Origin of the sequence: Nocardia sp. NPDC059236 (assembly GCF_042754085.1) — a bacterium.
Classification (GTDB): domain Bacteria; phylum Actinomycetota; class Actinomycetes; order Mycobacteriales; family Mycobacteriaceae; genus Nocardia.
The window spans coordinates 157,026-172,340 of the sequence record NZ_JBHZAF010000020.1; the positions used below are offsets into that span (position 1 = coordinate 157,026).

Genomic DNA, 15,315 nt, shown 5'->3' on the forward strand with positions numbered 1-15,315 from the left:
TGTTCGAGCAAGGACGCAGGTCTGTTCCGCCTGACGCGAACATGGCACGGTCTGGCCTTCGCGGTCTTGCCTCGTCAGCCCATACTCGTTAGGTGACTTCACCAGCTGCCGCGAAGCCGGCCATCCTCAGCGTCGACGACGATCCTGGCGTCTCGCGCGCGGTCGTGCGGGACCTGCGCCGCCGGTACGGGGCGGACTACCGGATTCTGCGGGCGGAGTCCGGCGCCGATGCGCTCGAGGCCCTTCGCGAGATGAAACTGCGCGGCCAGCCGGTCGCGGTGATGATCGCCGACTACCGGATGCCCGGGATGAACGGCGTCGAATTCCTCGAGCAGGCCATGGACCTGCACCCGTACGCGCGCCGCGTGCTGCTGACCGCCTACGCGGACACCAATGCCGCCATCGAGGCCATCAATGTGGTCGACCTGGACCACTACCTGCTCAAGCCGTGGGATCCGCCGGAGGAGAAGCTCTACCCGGTCGTCGACGCCCTGCTGGAGGCCTGGCGCGGGGACGAGCACAAGCCGGTGACCGAGACCAAGGTGGTGGGCCACCGCTGGTCGGCCCGCTGCTCGGAGGTGCGGGAGTTCCTGGCGCGCAACCAGTTGCCGTATCGCTGGTACCAGGTGGACGAGCCGGAGGGGGCGCGACTGCTGACCGCCGCCAATGCCACCGAGGACGATTGTCCGGTCATCATCAATCCCAGCGGCGAAGTGCTGATCATGCCCACCGACGCGCAATTGGCCGAGGGCGTGGGCCTGAACACCGACGCCTCCAGCGACTTCTACGACCTGATCGTGGTCGGCGGCGGCCCGGCCGGTCTCGGCGCGGCGGTTTACGGCGCGTCGGAGGGTCTGCGCACTGTGCTGGTGGAACGCACCGCCACCGGCGGCCAGGCCGGGCAGAGTTCCCGCATCGAGAACTACCTGGGCTTCCCCGACGGCCTCTCCGGCGCGCAGCTGGCCGACCGGGCCCGCCGGCAGGCCGTGAAATTCGGGGCCGAGCTGATCACCGCGCGGGAGGTGGTGGCCCTCGAGGCCTGCGGTTCCGCGCGCGTGGTGCGGTTCGCCGACGGCGGCAGCGTCGCGGCGCACTCGGTGCTCATCGCCACCGGCGTCAACTACCGCCACCACCCGGCCCCCGGCGTGGACGAATTCACCGGCCGCGGCGTCTACTACGGCTCGGCCATGACCGAGGCCAGCGACTGCGCCGACAAGGACGTCTACATCGTCGGTGGCGCGAACTCGGCGGGCCAGGCGGCGGTGTTCCTGTCCCGGCGGGCCCGGACCGTGCACATTGTGGTGCGCGGGGCGTCGCTGGAAGCGTCCATGTCGCACTACCTGATTCAGCAGGTCGCGCAGATCCCGAACATCAAGGTGCACACCCGCACCGAGGTGGTGTCCGCCGATGGCGACGACCACCTGGAATGGATCGTGCTGCGCAATAACGAGGCCGGCACGGAAGAAAAGGTGGACGCGGAGCGTTTGTTCCTGTTCATCGGTGCGGCGCCGGAAACCGACTGGCTCGAAGGCACCGTCGAGCGCGACGACAAGGGCTATGTGCTGGCCGGACCGGACCTGATGGTCGAGGGCGAACGGCCTGCGGGCTGGGAACTCCCTCGTCCCCCACAGCATCTGGAGACCAGCGTGCCCGGCGTGTTCGTGGCCGGCGACGTGCGCTCGGAATCGGCGAAGCGGGTGGCCTCCGCGGTCGGCGAGGGCGCCATGGCCGTCATGCTGGTGCACCGCTGGCTCGCGAAACAGTAGGAGTAGGTGAATGGGCAACACCCGATTGATCTGCGACCCGAACGAACTGCGGCAGCTGTTCCTGTTCGAGAAGCTCGACGACGAGCAGCTGGCCTGGCTGTGCAAGGACGGCCGGGTCGAAATGTTCGAGCCCGGAATGGTTTTCCGCGAGGGCGACCCGGCCACCTGCTTCTACGTCCTGATGGACGGCGAGGTGCGGCTGACCAAGATGTCGGGCGGCGAGGAGATCGAACTCGTCCGCACCGAGCACGTCGGCTCCTACTCGGGCGCGTGGACGGCCTACATGGGCGACAAGGTCGAACAGACCTATACCGCGTCGTTCTACGTGACCCGGCCGTCGAAGTTCTTCGTGCTGGACGCCGGCACCTTCGCGAAGATGATGCAGGAATGGTTCCCGATGGCGCTGCACCTGCTGGAGGGCGTCTTCTTCGGCAACCGAAATGCCAATGAGCGCATCGGCCAGCGGGAACGGCTGCTGGCGCTGGGGTCCCTCTCGGCGGGCCTCACCCACGAGCTGAACAATCCGGCCGCCGCCGCGGTGCGCGCCACCTCCTCGCTGCGCGAGCGGGTCGCGGGCATGCGGCACAAGCTGAAGATGATGGCGCACGGCAAGTTCAACTCCGAGACCATGGAGGCGCTGGCCCAGCTGCAGGAGGAGGCGGCCGCCCAGGTCGCCAAGGCCCCGACGCTGACGCCGCTGGAGGCCGCCGATCGCGAGGACGAGCTGGGCGACTGGCTCGAGGACCACGGCGTCGCCAATGGCTGGGACATCGCGCCGAACTTCGTGCAGGCCGGATTCGACATCGACTGGATGGAGAAGGTGCACGGCACCCTGTCCGGTTGTGGCGGCGATGTTTTCGAGGCGGCCATGCGCTGGCTCAACTACACGGTCGAGACCGAGCTGCTGATGAACGAGATCACCGACTCGACCAACCGCATCTCCTCGCTGGTGAACGCGGCCAAGCAGTACTCGCAGATGGACCGGGCCCCGTTCCAGGTGGTGGACCTGCACGAACTGCTGGACAGCACGCTGGTCATGCTGGCCCGCAAGATCGGCGACGACATCGCGGTGGTCAAGGAATACGATCCGGCGCTGCCGCCGGTGCCGTGCTACGCCGCCGAGCTCAACCAGGTGTGGACCAATCTGATCGACAACGCGGTCTCCGCCATGTCCGGGCGCGGCACCCTCACCGTCCGCACCTATCGTGAGAACGACTGCGCCGCAGTGGAAATCGGCGATACCGGGCCGGGCATCCCGGAGGAGATCCGCACCCGCATCTTCGAACCGTTCTTCACCACCAAACCGGTCGGTGAGGGCACCGGGCTCGGGCTGGACATCTCGTTCCGGATCGTGGTGAACAAGCACCACGGCGACATCCGGGTCGAATCCGGGCCCGGGAATACCCGTTTCATCGTCCGACTGCCGCTCGAGGTAGCCGCTCCCGACGCAGCGCAGTCCACTCTCGAAGCAGCGCAGTAAACGACGGAAGGCAACTGATGACCGAACAGATCGAAGGCATCGACCCCAGCATCGCGCCCAGCGGATCCGGTTGCGTCGAATGCGATGCCGCCGGCGGCTGGTGGGTGCACCTGCGCCGGTGCGCGCAGTGCGGGCACATCGGCTGCTGCGACATGTCGCCGAACCAGCACGGCACCAAGCACTTCGAGAGCACCGGGCACCCCTTCATCCAGAGCTTCGAGCCGGGTGAGGACTGGTACTACAACTTCGAGAACAAGGAGATGTACGAGGGCGGCCCGGAACTCGCGCCGCCGCACGCGCATCCGCTGGACCAGCCGGTGCCCGGCCCGCGCGGCCGGGTGCCCGCGGACTGGCAGCAGCATCTGCACTGACGAAAGCCGCGGGCCGGAACTTTTTCTACCGGGAGTCACCGGGGGCGGGTACGCTGCTGCGAGCGCCGGGCCGGTCCGGTGCTGGCACTCTCGGGAAAGTTCGGAAAGCAGGGTATGAAGCGTCTTTCGATCGTCGCCCTCGCCGCCGGTGCGATGGCGTTGACTCTCGCCGGTTGTGGCTCGGACAAATCCAGTGATACGAACGGCCTGAAGCAGGCCGGGACCACCACTGCGGCCAGAACCACCAGCGCGGGCGCTTCCACCACCGCCGCGGCCCCGGTGGAACCGCCCGCCGAGGCGCCCACCAGCGCCACCGCGGCCAAGAAGACGGCCGCGCCCGCCGGCGCCCAGACCACCTGCGGTGACTTCCGCGATCTCACCGAGGATGCCGAGAAGCAGGTGATCGACCAGGTCCTGGCCGCCAATCCGGGGTCGTTCCTGGACGGCAGCCCGAACGTGGCGCTGGGTACCGCCAAACTGGCCTGCCTGGCCTCGACGTATGCGAATACGCCGGTCGCGGTGGCGATCCGGGTGGCGCCCAAGTAGTTTCGCGCCGATTCTCGGTCGGGCGGCCGTTGGTTCCCCGGCGGGCGCGGACCGCACCCCGGTGGCCGGTGGCGGGTGGTCACCGTGGTGGCCCGCGGCGACAGGCGTATCGTCCTCAAACGATTGCGTAGGACGAGAACTGGGGCACTGATGGACGCGAACGGGCTGGCCGAATTCGAACGGCATCGGCCGCGCCTGTTCGCGCTCGCCTACCGGATGCTCGGCTCGGCCGCCGAGGCCGAGGACGCCGTGCAGGAGACCTACCTGCGCTGGGACGGCACCGATCGCGCCGGAATCCGCTCCGCCGAGGCCTGGTTGACCACCATCCTGGTGAACCTCTGCCGCAGCTGGCTGGATTCGGCCCGCGCCCGCCGCGAGACCTACGTCGGCCCCTGGCTGCCCGAACCGGTCCCGACCGGAAAGGGCGAACTCGGTCCGCTGGAATCGGCGGAACAGCGCGAACTGGTGTCGATCGCCTTCCTGACGCTGGCGGAGCGGCTCAGCCCGACCGAGCGCGCCGTCTTCGTCCTGCGCGAGGCCTTCGGCTACGCACACCGCGAGATCGCCGACATGCTCGAACTCACCGAGGCCAATGCACAGCAGGTGTACCGCCGCGCCACCCACCGCGTGCACGAGGAGCGCCCGCGCTTCGAACCCGCCCCGGCGCATGCGCGCGAACTGGTCGAAAAGTTCCTCAGCGCAGCGCAATCCGGTGATCTGGCCGCGCTCGAGGCCATGTTCACCGCCGATATCGTCGCCGTCGCCGATGGCGGCGCGAAGGTCCACGCGGCCAAGCGGCCCATCGTCGGCGCCGCGAATGTGGCCCGCTACCTGGTGGGTCTGTTCACCAAGATGCCGGGTCTCACCTTCTCGGTCGAGGAGGTCAATGCCGCGCCGGCGTTCGTGGCCCGGCTGGCGGGGACCGTGATGGGTACCGTGTCCGCCGACTTCGACGGCCCTTCGATCGCTTCGCTCCAGCTCGTGGTGAACCCGGACAAGCTGGCCTATCTCGTGCGTGCCGAGCAGCGAATCGCCGACGAAACCGCCGGATAGGGGCGATTTCCGCGCCGCGAATTCGCTGGTGACGCAGGACACACCCGGAATCTGTCAGGGATCGCGGGACTGTCCGGTCTAGAGGGTGTCGGCCACCGAGCGGGGGCCGGGTAAGGAGCACTCTGATGACCGGGCAGCATCGAATCGTCGTACTGGGCGCGGGTTATGCGGGGCTGGCCGCGGCACGGCAGGCGGTGAAGGCGAAGGGCGCGCGGGTCACCGTGATCGACCTGCACACCGAATTCGTCGACCGGGTGCGGCTGCATCAGGTCACCGCCGGTCAGGACGTGCCGCGCTGGGAACTGCGGAAGACCCTGGCGGCCAAGGGCATCGAGTTCATTGCCGGCCGCGCGGAACGTATCGACACCGCGGCCCGCCGCGTCGAACTGGCTTCCGGCGGAGTCGTCGAATACGACTCGCTGATCTACGCCCTCGGCAGCCGTGCCGACCTCGGCATGGTGCCCGGCGCCGCCGAATTCGCCCACACCGTGGCGACTTCCGAGGATGTGCGCCGGATCCCCGCGCTCACCGGCCGGGTCGCCGTGGTGGGTGGCGGCCCCACGGGCATCGAGACCGCCACCGAACTCGCCGAATCCCGGCCAGACCTCGAGGTTCTGCTGGTGAGCGCCGAGGAACCGGGAGGCTGGCTGATTCCCAAGGCGGCCGCGCACATTCGCGCCGTCCTGGACCGCCTCGGCGTCCGCGTGCACGTCGCCAAGGTGGCGGCGGTGACCGCGGCCGGACTCGAGCTGGTCGACGGCGAGCGCATCGCCGCCGAAACCGTGCTCTGGACAACGGGTTTCACCGTGCCGGAGGTGGCGGCCCGCTCCGGCCTGCCGGTGGACGCGCGCGACCGCGTCCTGGTCGACGAGCAGTTGCGGGTGCAGGGCATCCCGGATGTGTACGCGGTCGGTGACGCGGCGGTCATGCTCGGGCACAACGGCCGCGAGGCGCGGATGTCCTGCCAGGCCGCGCAGCCCGCGGGCAAGTACATCGGTGCGGCGGTGGCCGCCCGGGTGCGCGGGAAGACGCCGGCGCCCTATCGGGTCCGTTTCGTGCTGACCTGCGTCAGCCTGGGTCGTCGCGACGGCGTCGTCCAGTTCATGCACGCCGACGACTCGAATGGCCGCACGGTGCTGACCGGTCGCACGGCGGCATGGATCAAGGAGCAGATCGTGCGGGCTGTGGGCCGGGCAGCGAAGCTCTGAGCCCACGCCCGGACTATCGTCAACTTAGGGTTGACCATTTCGGTGTGGTCAACCTACAGTTGACGCATGACGAACTCCATCCGCCTCGACGATCTGATCGACGGCATCAAGAAGGCCCGTCCCGACGACGTCCTCGAACAGCTCTCCGACGCCGTGGTCCTCGGCAACCACATCGGCGAGGTGGCCGATCATCTGATCGGCCACTTCGTCGACCAGGCCCGCCGCTCCGGCGCGTCCTGGACCGATATCGGCCAGAGCATGGGCGTGACCAAGCAGGCCGCTCAGAAGCGCTTCGTCCCCAAGACTCCCGCCGACCCGGGCCAGGCCGCCGCCCTCGACCCCAATGCCGGGTTCGCCCGCTTCACCCAGCGCGCCCGCCACGTGGTGATGGCCGCCCAGGAGGAGGCCCGGGCCGTCGGTAATCTCGAAACCCGTCCCGAACACCTGATCCTGGGCCTGCTGGCCGAGCCGGAATCCTTCGCGGTGAAGGTCATCGAGGCCAGGGGTGTCTCGGCCGACGCCGTCCGCCGGGTGGCCACGGCCGCCCTCCCCGCCGCCACCGGCGAACCGGTGCCCGCGCTCATCCCGTTCGACGCGCAGGCCCGCAAGGCCCTCGAGCTGACCTTCCGCGAGGCCTTGCGGCTGGGTCACAACTACATCGGCACCGAGCACCTGCTGCTCGCCCTGCTGGACCAGGAGAACGGCACCGGCGTCCTGTCCGGCCTGGGTCTGGACAAGGACTCGGTGCAGGCCGATATCGCGGACCTGCTGAGCTCGCTGCCGGTGCCCGGCATCACGGCACCCGCCCCCGACACGCAGTAGTCGGCGTGTCGCTCCACCATGCTGCCGACCTGGTGATGTAGGGCTCGCGATCATCCCCGCGTCACCGGGTCCTCTGGTGTGCATGATGCGGCAGATACGATTGTGGAATGGCGGGCGACGAGGGTTCCGACCTAGTTGCGGGGGAAAAGCGCGCCGATCTGCTGCGCGCGCTCAGTTATGTCTCCACCGAGGACACGCCGGACGGCGGCTACATCGTGAACGGAGACCTCCCACCCGAGGTCGCACCACCGTTCATCCGGGCCATCATGCGAATCGAAGCCGAACTCCTCCTCCAGGATGCCGAACTCGTCACCGTCGAGCACGGCGAGCCGCGGACTCCGGAGGAACGTCGTACCGACGCCCTGATCGCCCTGCTGCTGCGCGTAGACGACCGTTCCCACTTCTCGTAGTCCTCGTGGGATCCGGGCCGCCGAGGGGACTCGTGCGGCCATCTCCTCAACCTTGCACTCGACTGGGGCGAGTGCTAAAAAGGGATTTGGCACTCCGCACCTGCGAGTGCTAGGTCGGAAACGGTGAGACCGGGCTGTATTTGACCAAATGAGCCGGGTCGTCCGTCGCGGGCACCGAACCTGACCAGATCATGCCAATCCCCTGATCTGGAGGATCTCAACGCAATGGCCAAGACAATTGCGTACGACGAAGAGGCTCGCCGCGGACTCGAGCGTGGCCTGAACAGCCTCGCCGACGCTGTCAAGGTGACCCTGGGCCCCAAGGGCCGCAACGTGGTGCTGGAGAAGAAGTGGGGCGCCCCCACCATCACCAACGACGGTGTCTCCATCGCCAAGGAAATCGAGCTCGAAGACCCGTACGAGAAGATCGGCGCGGAGCTCGTCAAGGAAGTTGCGAAGAAGACCGACGACGTCGCGGGTGACGGCACCACCACCGCCACCGTGCTGGCCCAGGCGCTGGTCCGTGAGGGCCTGCGCAACGTGGCCGCCGGCGCCAACCCGCTCGGCCTGAAGCGCGGCATCGAGAAGGCCGTCGAGGCCGTCACCGCCAAGCTGCTCGACACCGCCAAGGAGGTCGAGACCAAGGAGCAGATCGCTGCCACCGCCGGTATCTCGGCGGGCGACTCGTCCATCGGTGAGCTGATCGCCGAGGCCATGGACAAGGTCGGCAAGGAAGGCGTCATCACCGTCGAGGAGAGCAACACCTTCGGCCTCCAGCTGGAGCTGACCGAGGGCATGCGCTTCGACAAGGGCTACATCTCCGGTTACTTCGTGACCGACCCGGAGCGTCAGGAAGCGGTCCTCGAGGACCCGTACATCCTGCTCGTCGGCTCGAAGATCTCGACCGTCAAGGACCTGCTGCCGCTGCTGGAGAAGGTCATCCAGGCCGGCAAGCCGCTGCTGATCATCGCCGAGGACGTCGAGGGTGAGGCCCTGTCGACCCTGGTCGTCAACAAGATCCGTGGCACCTTCAAGTCCATCGCCGTCAAGGCCCCGGGCTTCGGTGACCGCCGCAAGGCCATGCTGGCCGACATCGCCATCCTGACCGGTGGCGAGGTCATCAGCGAAGAGGTCGGCCTCTCCCTGGAGACCGCCGGTCTGGAGCTGCTGGGCACCGCCCGCAAGGTCGTCATCACCAAGGACGAGACCACCATCGTCGAGGGCGCGGGCGACCCGGAGGCCATCAAGGGCCGTGTCGCGCAGATCCGCACCGAGATCGAGAACTCGGACTCGGACTACGACCGTGAGAAGCTGCAGGAGCGCCTGGCCAAGCTGGCCGGCGGTGTTGCCGTGATCAAGGCCGGCGCCGCGACCGAGGTCGAGCTCAAGGAGCGCAAGCACCGCATCGAGGACGCCGTCCGCAACGCGAAGGCTGCCGTCGAAGAGGGCATCGTCGCCGGTGGTGGCGTGGCGCTGCTGCAGGCCGCCCCGGCCCTGGACGCCCTGTCCCTGTCGGGTGACGAGGCCACCGGCGCGAACATCGTCCGCGTCGCGCTGTCCGCCCCGCTGAAGCAGATCGCCTTCAACGCCGGCCTGGAGCCGGGCGTTGTCGCCGAGAAGGTCTCGAACCTCCCGGCGGGCCACGGCTTGAACGCCGAGTCCGGCGAGTACGTAGACCTGCTGGCCGCCGGCGTTGCCGACCCGGTCAAGGTCACCCGCTCGGCCCTGCAGAACGCGGCCTCCATCGCGGCCCTGTTCCTGACCACCGAGGCCGTCGTCGCCGACAAGCCGGAGAAGGCCGCCCCCGCGGGCGACCCGACCGGCGGCATGGGCGGCATGGACTTCTGAGTCCTGCCTTCCGGCAACACATCTGAAGAACGAGGGCCCGGCCACCTGATGGTGGCCGGGCCCTCGGCCATGTGTGGGTAAGGCCCCGGAAGGAGAGCAGCGATCGGCACGCGATGGCCGGGCTCAGGCGTGTGATGGTGGCGCACAGGCCGATTCGCTTGTGTTGGATCAGCTTTCGGCGGGCAGGCCGACGAGGTCGGCCATGAGGTTCATGTGGTGGGTGAAGTAGTCGGCGACGGCTTCGATGGTGCCGTCGAGTCGGCCGAAGATCTCGAAGGTGACCAGGCCGAAAAGCTGTGTCCAGGCCAGGAATACGCGGTCGAGGACTTCTTCGGGGAGGTCGGACGACTGCTGTTCGATGAGGGTGCGCAGGTCCGCGTGCACCGGGGCGGGGAGGGGAGTGGGCAGGGGTGCGGGGTGCAGGCGGTCGGCGGTCGCGGCGTGGGCGGCGATGCCGGCGAGCAGCATGACGACGGTGGCGGCGGGGCCGACGGTGTCCTCGGGGGCGTCGTAGCCGGGGATGGGGCTGCCGTAGAGGAGTCCGTATTCGGTGGGGTTGGCGACGGCCCAGTCCCGGACCGATGCGCACACCGAAAGCCATTGTGCGCGTTCTTTGTTCGCGGGAGCGGTGGCCTGGCCCGCGGTGGCTGCCGCGCCGAGGGACCGGTAGCTGTCCAGGATCAAGGCGGTCAGCAGGTCGTCGCGGCTGGGGAAGTAGCGGTAGAGCGCGGAGGCGACGATCCCCATGTCGCGGGCGACGCCGCGCAGGGACAGGTTCGCGCCGTCGGTGGCCAGCCGCTTGCGCGCGGTGGCCTTGATCTCCTCGATCATTTCGGTGCGGACGCGGGCGCGCAGGGATCCGGCGGACATATCCGCAGTGTAGAGAACAGGCAACTGTTCGGAGAACGGCAGGCGACTGAGAGAACAGTGTTCTTGACGGGAAACGGTGTGCACTTCTACCGTCGACAGGCCGAGAACAGTGTTCTCGACTTATCCACATCCGACAGGATCGAGGACCCCATGTCCCTGCACGTCGTCATCGGAGCGGGCCCGGTGGGCACGGCCACCGCGCGACTGCTCGCCGCGCGAGGTGACCATGTCCGCATCGTCACCCGTAGCGGCTCCGGCCCCGACCACCCGAATATCGAGCGCATCGCCGCCGACGCCGCCGACCCGGCAGCCCTGCTCACCCACTGCGCGGACGCCACCGCCCTGTACCAGTGCGCCCAGCCCTCGTATCACCGCTGGCCGCAGGATTTCCCACCCCTGCATCGCGCCGTCCTGGCCGCCGCCGAGCTTTCCGGCGCGGCCGTGATCACGGTCGGAAACCTGTACGGCTACGGCGAATTCGACGGTCCGGTCACCGAATCGCATCCGCTGCGCCCGAATTCCGTGAAGGGCCGGGTGCGCGCGGACATGTGGTCCGAGCAGCTCGCCGCCCACCGGGCGGGTCGCATCCGCACCGCCGAGGTGCGCGGCTCGGACTACCTCGGCCCGGCCGCGACGTCGGCCTTCAGCGTGCTGGTGCTGCCCGCGGTGCTCGCGGGCAAGCGCGCCCTGGTCCCGGCGGACCTGGACGCCCCGCACAGCTGGACCGCCACCGAGGACGTGGCCCGCCTGCTGATCGCCGTCGCGGATGACGAAACCGCCTGGGGCCGAGCCTGGCACGTCCCGACCCCGCCGCCGCTGTCGGTCCGCGCCCTGGCCGATCTGACGGCGTCGCTGGCCGGCGCGCCGTCAGCCCGGGTCGGCCGCATGCCCGCCGCCCTGCTCTGGGCGGTCGGCCTGTTCGTACCCGATGCCCGCGAAATGCGGGAACTGCGTTACCAATTCGACCGCCCCTTCGTCCTGGACTCCAGCGCCGCGACCACTCACTTCGGCCTCGACCCGACGCCGATCGCGGATGCCGTCCGCGCCACCCTGGACGCCCAGCCCGCCGTGCGCCGGTGAAGGAGCCCGCCATATCCACTCTCACGAAATCCTCCACCGGCAGGGCGCCGCTGATGCCGCGGGTCCTGATAGCCGTGACAGTCGTGGGCATGAATGCCGGGTTCGCGGGTTTGGGCGCGGTGTTCGACTATCCGCGTGTCCTGTCCGGGTGTGGTGCTCCGTGGCAGGTGCCGGGCGCGCAGCAGGCGAATTTCGCCGGGTACGTGCTGTGGAGCGGATGGCTGCTGGCCTTGGCCGCACTGTGGGGCCGCCGGTGCGCGTGACGGTGTCCCCGGGGCATCGGTGCGCCCCGGGGTGCTGGTCACATGCCTTGCCGGAAGCGTGCGCTGCGGATGCCGTCGGCGCGTTCGGGCAGGACGCTGTCGATGAGCGCGGTGACTCGGCCCATGACCGGGGCGAGTCGCCGCGGCCGGTCGATGATGGCGTCGCAGATGATCTGCCCGCCCTCTTCGGAGGTGAGCGCGTCGGCGTTCTGGTAGACGGCGTTGGGAGCGATCATCGGGGTGCGGACGAGGGGGAGGTAGATGGAGGTGAAACGCACATTCTCGGTGTGGGTTTCGGCTTGGAGGCTGGTGCTCAGGGAGTCGAGGGCAGCTTTGGATGCGACGTAGGCCGCGTACCCCGGGCCGCCGTAGAGGTTGGCCAGGGACAGGATGTTGATGATGTGGCCGTCACGCCGGTCCCGCATGCCGGGCGCGAAGGCGAGGATGAGGCGGACGGCCGCGAAGTAGTTGAGCCGCATGGTGCGTTCGTAGTCGTGGAAGCGGTCGTAGGACTGGTCGAGCGGGCGGCGGATGGAGCGGCCGGCATTGTTGACCAGGATGTCGACGTGGCCGTGGTCGGCGAGCACGCTGGCGGTCATGGCGTCGAGGGCGTCGAAGTCGTTGAGGTCGCAGGGGTAGGCGGCGGCCTTGCCGCCGGCGGCCTCGATATCGGCGACGGCCTGTTCGAGTTCCTCGGCGCGGCGCGCGACCAGCAGCACGGTGGCTCCGGCCACGCCGAGTTGTGCGGCGGCGACGCGTCCGATGCCGGAGGAGGCGCCGGTGATCAGGACGGTGCGTCCGGTCGCGGCTTCCGCGAGGGTGCGGTTTCGCCGCAGCCGCGCGATGCTCACCTGGGTGTCGAGCCCATGCTTGATCTTGTGAATCAGCCCGCTGATGGCCTGCATGGTCAGTGATGCTAAGTGCCGCACAGTGATTCGGGACCGTTTCGGTTTGCCGTCAGTGGCGGGCGCAGGTGTAGGCGAGGACCGCGCCGTCCCCGCCACCGGGCAGTGCGCGGCAGTGTTGCCGGATCCAGGTCACACGGTCGTCGTCCGCGGGCGTCACCAGGACCAGTCCGACCTCGCCGGCCTCGATCATGCGGGCGACCTCGGCGGTGGTCGGCACCGGGGCCGCGCCCGTGAAGCCGCCGATGGCCGGCACCTGCCGGCCGCTGCTCACAATGAACGGCGAGGCCAGCGCGGAGGTGAAGGTGACCAGTGGATATCGCGGGTGGCCGGGCGTCTTCGCGAGCTGTGCATCGAGTTCCCGGGCCGAGGTGAGGGCCGAGGCCATGAAGCCCTGGGTGATCTGCCGGGCCTGCGCCGTTTCATAGGGGGTGTCCAGCGGACCGTATCCGTCCGCGACCACCGAGACCGCGGCCGTGGTCGGCGCGGCGAGCGCCGCGACGAGTAGCAGTGCGGTTGCCAATGATTCGCGGACGCGCAGCGCGGCCAGGATGAGCACCACGGTGACGACCACGAGCCCGGCCCGCACCCAGCCGGGCGCGGCCGCGGACAGCCACCAGCCGTACGCGGCGGTCGCGGCCACGGCGGCCGACCCCAGCCCGCGCATCCGGCGGTCATCCGTCTGGCGGAAAGCCTCGGCCCCCATGCCGATCAGGGCCGCGATCGCGGGTGCGAGCACCGCCAGGTAGTAGGGGTTCACCGTCCCGATCACCAGGAAGATCGCCAGGTGGACCACGAGCCAGCCGCCCCACAGCACCAGCGCCGCGGTCTCGCGGGCGGTGCGCGGCCGCCGCCGGGCCGCCCCGGCCAGGGCGATCAGGCAGACCAGCGCGAGCGGAATCAACCACCCGCTCTCGCGACCGCCGCCGCCTCCGAAGAGATGGTCGAACCGGCTGTCCGGTCCGAGCACCAGCTCCGCGCGGTATCCCGAGCCCCGGCCACCGGTGGTGAAGTTGGCCGACCCCACACTGAATCCGTCATTGGTGCGGCTGGCCGCGTTGTAGACGAAGACCTGCTCGAACAGCGAGTTGTGGTGGCTGCCGTCCACGTACGGCCGGTGCCCGGCGGGCAGCAGGCTGACCACTGTCATCCAGCTCAGCGACACCACCAGCGTGGTCGCACCGAACCAGGCCAGACCCGTGATGCGCTGCCGCAGTTCGCTTCTCGGCGCGGCGAGCAGCAGCGCCGCCGCCAGCACCGGGACGATCAACCAGGCCTGCACCATCTTCGCCTGGAAGGCGAGGCCGATGCACAGCCCGCACCACATCAGATTCCGCACCCGCCCCGACACGATCACGGCCGCCGCCTGATCCGCGGCCAGCACCAGCAGCAGGATCAGCAGGGTGTCGGAGATATTGCCGCGATCGAGCGCGACCACCGCTGGCGCCAGGGCCGCGACCGCTGCCGCGACGAGGGCCGCGTACGGACCGGACAGTCGCCGCACCGCGCGGTACAGCACGAACACAGTGAGCACGCCCTCGATGACCTGCGGCAGGAGATACGCCCAGGTGTGCGGCCCGAATACCCGTACCGACAGCGCCTGGATCCAGATCGCGCCCGGCAGTTTGTCGATGCTGATGGTCGCGTCCGGGTCGAAGGCCGCGTAGAAGAAGTTGTGCCGGCTCATGCTCATCGAGCGGGCGGCGGCCGAGTAGTAGAGGTGTGGTGTCTGCGAGCTGATGCCCCAGGCGTAGAGGACCCCGGCCGCGACGGCGATGCTCAGCAGAGCGGGTCGGGCCCAGCGTGGCTGGTCGGCCGGCCCCCGCAACCATCGTGACCAGTCGGTTCTGGATCGTTCGGGACGTGCGATTACCCCTGTCACAGCCCCAATTTCGGCCGGTTCCCGGTGGGTGTCAAAGGAATTCCACCCGTGGGCGGAGGGCTTCCGGCGGGAATCGTCCGCCCGGCGTATGCGGGCCCACCGAGGGGTGGACGGTGCGGTCGGACGGCGGTGGGGTCAGCGGTTGGGGTGTCGTGCCGAGAGGGTGACGGCCACATCGATGGGCCGGACGCCGAGCTGTTCGGCGGTCGCGGCGATGGTGGCGTGGATGTGGGCGTCCGCGGGGCGGGCGGGGTCGAAGAGGAGTTCGGCCAATTCGATGGCGGCCAGCGCCTGGGCGCGGGTGAGCAATCGGCCCGGCAGCCAACTAACACGCCAGTCGGTTTCTTTATGGCCGGGAACTCGTTCCGCGAACTCGTCGACAACAGAACTGGTAATCGACCAATCGCAGACGTACACACCACCAAGGTCGTCCACCCGACCACGGGTCGCAAGAGCGAGAGCGTGCGAATTGCGCGAATTGCGCCTCTGACCAGCCGATTTGACTTCTGTTCGTAGCAACACGTAACTTATTCCAGGTCAGAGCGACACGGACACCGACCCGGAGCCCCAAGGGCCTGGGAAACGAGGTTGGACGAGGAGCGCCTGATGATCACACTAGCTTCACCTGACCAGCGGATTTGGTTTCGCTGAGAAGGCTGGGCTAAGCTGTAAAAGTTGCCTCACGATCGAGCGGGACCAAGAGCCCGGGAGATCGTTTGTGCGTGTGTTCTTTGAGAACTCAATAGTGTGTCGATGAATGTCAGTGCCAAATTTTGAAATTTGGTTCCGATTCTCACCCCCCGTGTGAGGG

General features: G+C 68.7%; 15 protein-coding genes. 11 read left to right on the forward strand and 4 right to left on the reverse strand.

Annotated features, from left to right (window positions below; translation table 11 throughout):
- Positions 1-92 precede the first annotated feature (92 nt).
- The 9 genes from ACFXIV_RS37820 (at position 93) to groL (ending at position 9,504) form a co-directional block, all read left to right on the forward strand.
- The gene (locus tag ACFXIV_RS37820) at positions 93-1,766 is read left to right on the forward strand and encodes an FAD-dependent oxidoreductase (protein ID WP_379401316.1); all 1,674 of its coding nucleotides are present in this window, start codon (positions 93-95) and stop codon (positions 1,764-1,766) included.
- A gap of 10 nt (positions 1,767-1,776) precedes the next feature.
- On the forward strand, positions 1,777-3,246 hold the full coding sequence (locus tag ACFXIV_RS37825; RefSeq protein ID WP_379401317.1) for an ATP-binding protein: 1,470 nt from the start codon (positions 1,777-1,779) through the stop codon (positions 3,244-3,246).
- 17 nt (positions 3,247-3,263) lie between these two features.
- Positions 3,264-3,617 carry a UBP-type zinc finger domain-containing protein gene (locus tag ACFXIV_RS37830; protein ID WP_357004805.1) on the forward strand — a complete coding sequence of 118 codons (354 nt, stop codon included), beginning with the start codon at positions 3,264-3,266 and terminating at the stop codon, positions 3,615-3,617.
- A gap of 114 nt (positions 3,618-3,731) precedes the next feature.
- Entirely contained in the window at positions 3,732-4,163 is a 432-nt protein-coding gene (locus ACFXIV_RS37835) for a hypothetical protein (protein ID WP_379401318.1), read from the forward strand.
- Positions 4,164-4,313: 150 nt separating this feature from the next.
- The gene (locus ACFXIV_RS37840) at positions 4,314-5,216 is read left to right on the forward strand and encodes an RNA polymerase sigma-70 factor (protein WP_379401319.1); all 903 of its coding nucleotides are present in this window, start codon (positions 4,314-4,316) and stop codon (positions 5,214-5,216) included.
- A gap of 125 nt (positions 5,217-5,341) precedes the next feature.
- On the forward strand, positions 5,342-6,424 hold the full coding sequence (locus tag ACFXIV_RS37845) for an NAD(P)/FAD-dependent oxidoreductase (RefSeq protein ID WP_379401321.1): 1,083 nt from the start codon (positions 5,342-5,344) through the stop codon (positions 6,422-6,424).
- A gap of 66 nt (positions 6,425-6,490) precedes the next feature.
- A complete protein-coding gene (locus ACFXIV_RS37850; RefSeq protein WP_379401322.1) occupies positions 6,491-7,246 on the forward strand; it encodes a Clp protease N-terminal domain-containing protein in 756 nt (251 codons plus the stop codon).
- A gap of 107 nt (positions 7,247-7,353) precedes the next feature.
- The gene (locus ACFXIV_RS37855; RefSeq protein WP_071343351.1) at positions 7,354-7,656 is read left to right on the forward strand and encodes a hypothetical protein; all 303 of its coding nucleotides are present in this window, start codon (positions 7,354-7,356) and stop codon (positions 7,654-7,656) included.
- Between the two features lie 225 nt (positions 7,657-7,881).
- Positions 7,882-9,504, forward strand: coding sequence for a chaperonin GroEL (gene groL, locus ACFXIV_RS37860; protein WP_354843619.1), 1,623 nt, complete (start codon positions 7,882-7,884; stop codon positions 9,502-9,504).
- A 168-nt stretch (positions 9,505-9,672) separates the two neighbouring features.
- Here the strand turns inward: groL and ACFXIV_RS37865 are convergent, their stop codons facing one another.
- Positions 9,673-10,374 (reverse strand): TetR/AcrR family transcriptional regulator, encoded by a 702-nt coding sequence (locus ACFXIV_RS37865; protein WP_379401323.1) that lies wholly within the window; start codon positions 10,372-10,374, stop codon positions 9,673-9,675.
- Between the two features lie 150 nt (positions 10,375-10,524).
- Between ACFXIV_RS37865 and ACFXIV_RS37870 the strand changes: the two genes are divergently transcribed.
- Together ACFXIV_RS37870 and ACFXIV_RS37875 are read left to right on the forward strand one after the other, a co-directional pair.
- On the forward strand, positions 10,525-11,454 hold the full coding sequence (locus tag ACFXIV_RS37870; protein ID WP_379401324.1) for an NAD-dependent epimerase/dehydratase family protein: 930 nt from the start codon (positions 10,525-10,527) through the stop codon (positions 11,452-11,454).
- An 89-nt stretch (positions 11,455-11,543) separates the two neighbouring features.
- Positions 11,544-11,717 carry a hypothetical protein gene (locus ACFXIV_RS37875; protein ID WP_379401325.1) on the forward strand — a complete coding sequence of 58 codons (174 nt, stop codon included), beginning with the start codon at positions 11,544-11,546 and terminating at the stop codon, positions 11,715-11,717.
- 38 nt (positions 11,718-11,755) lie between these two features.
- Here ACFXIV_RS37875 and ACFXIV_RS37880 read toward each other — a convergent pair whose 3' ends face one another.
- The 3 genes from ACFXIV_RS37880 to ACFXIV_RS37890 all read right to left on the reverse strand — a co-directional run bounded on the left by ACFXIV_RS37880 (position 11,756) and on the right by ACFXIV_RS37890 (position 14,939).
- Positions 11,756-12,622 (reverse strand): SDR family NAD(P)-dependent oxidoreductase, encoded by an 867-nt coding sequence (locus ACFXIV_RS37880; protein ID WP_379401326.1) that lies wholly within the window; start codon positions 12,620-12,622, stop codon positions 11,756-11,758.
- A gap of 52 nt (positions 12,623-12,674) precedes the next feature.
- A complete protein-coding gene (locus ACFXIV_RS37885) occupies positions 12,675-14,504 on the reverse strand; it encodes an ArnT family glycosyltransferase (RefSeq protein ID WP_379401327.1) in 1,830 nt (609 codons plus the stop codon).
- A 135-nt stretch (positions 14,505-14,639) separates the two neighbouring features.
- Complete coding sequence (locus ACFXIV_RS37890) at positions 14,640-14,939, reverse strand: hypothetical protein (protein WP_379401328.1); 300 nt, start codon at positions 14,937-14,939, stop codon at positions 14,640-14,642.
- Between the last annotated feature and the right edge of the window lie 376 nt (positions 14,940-15,315).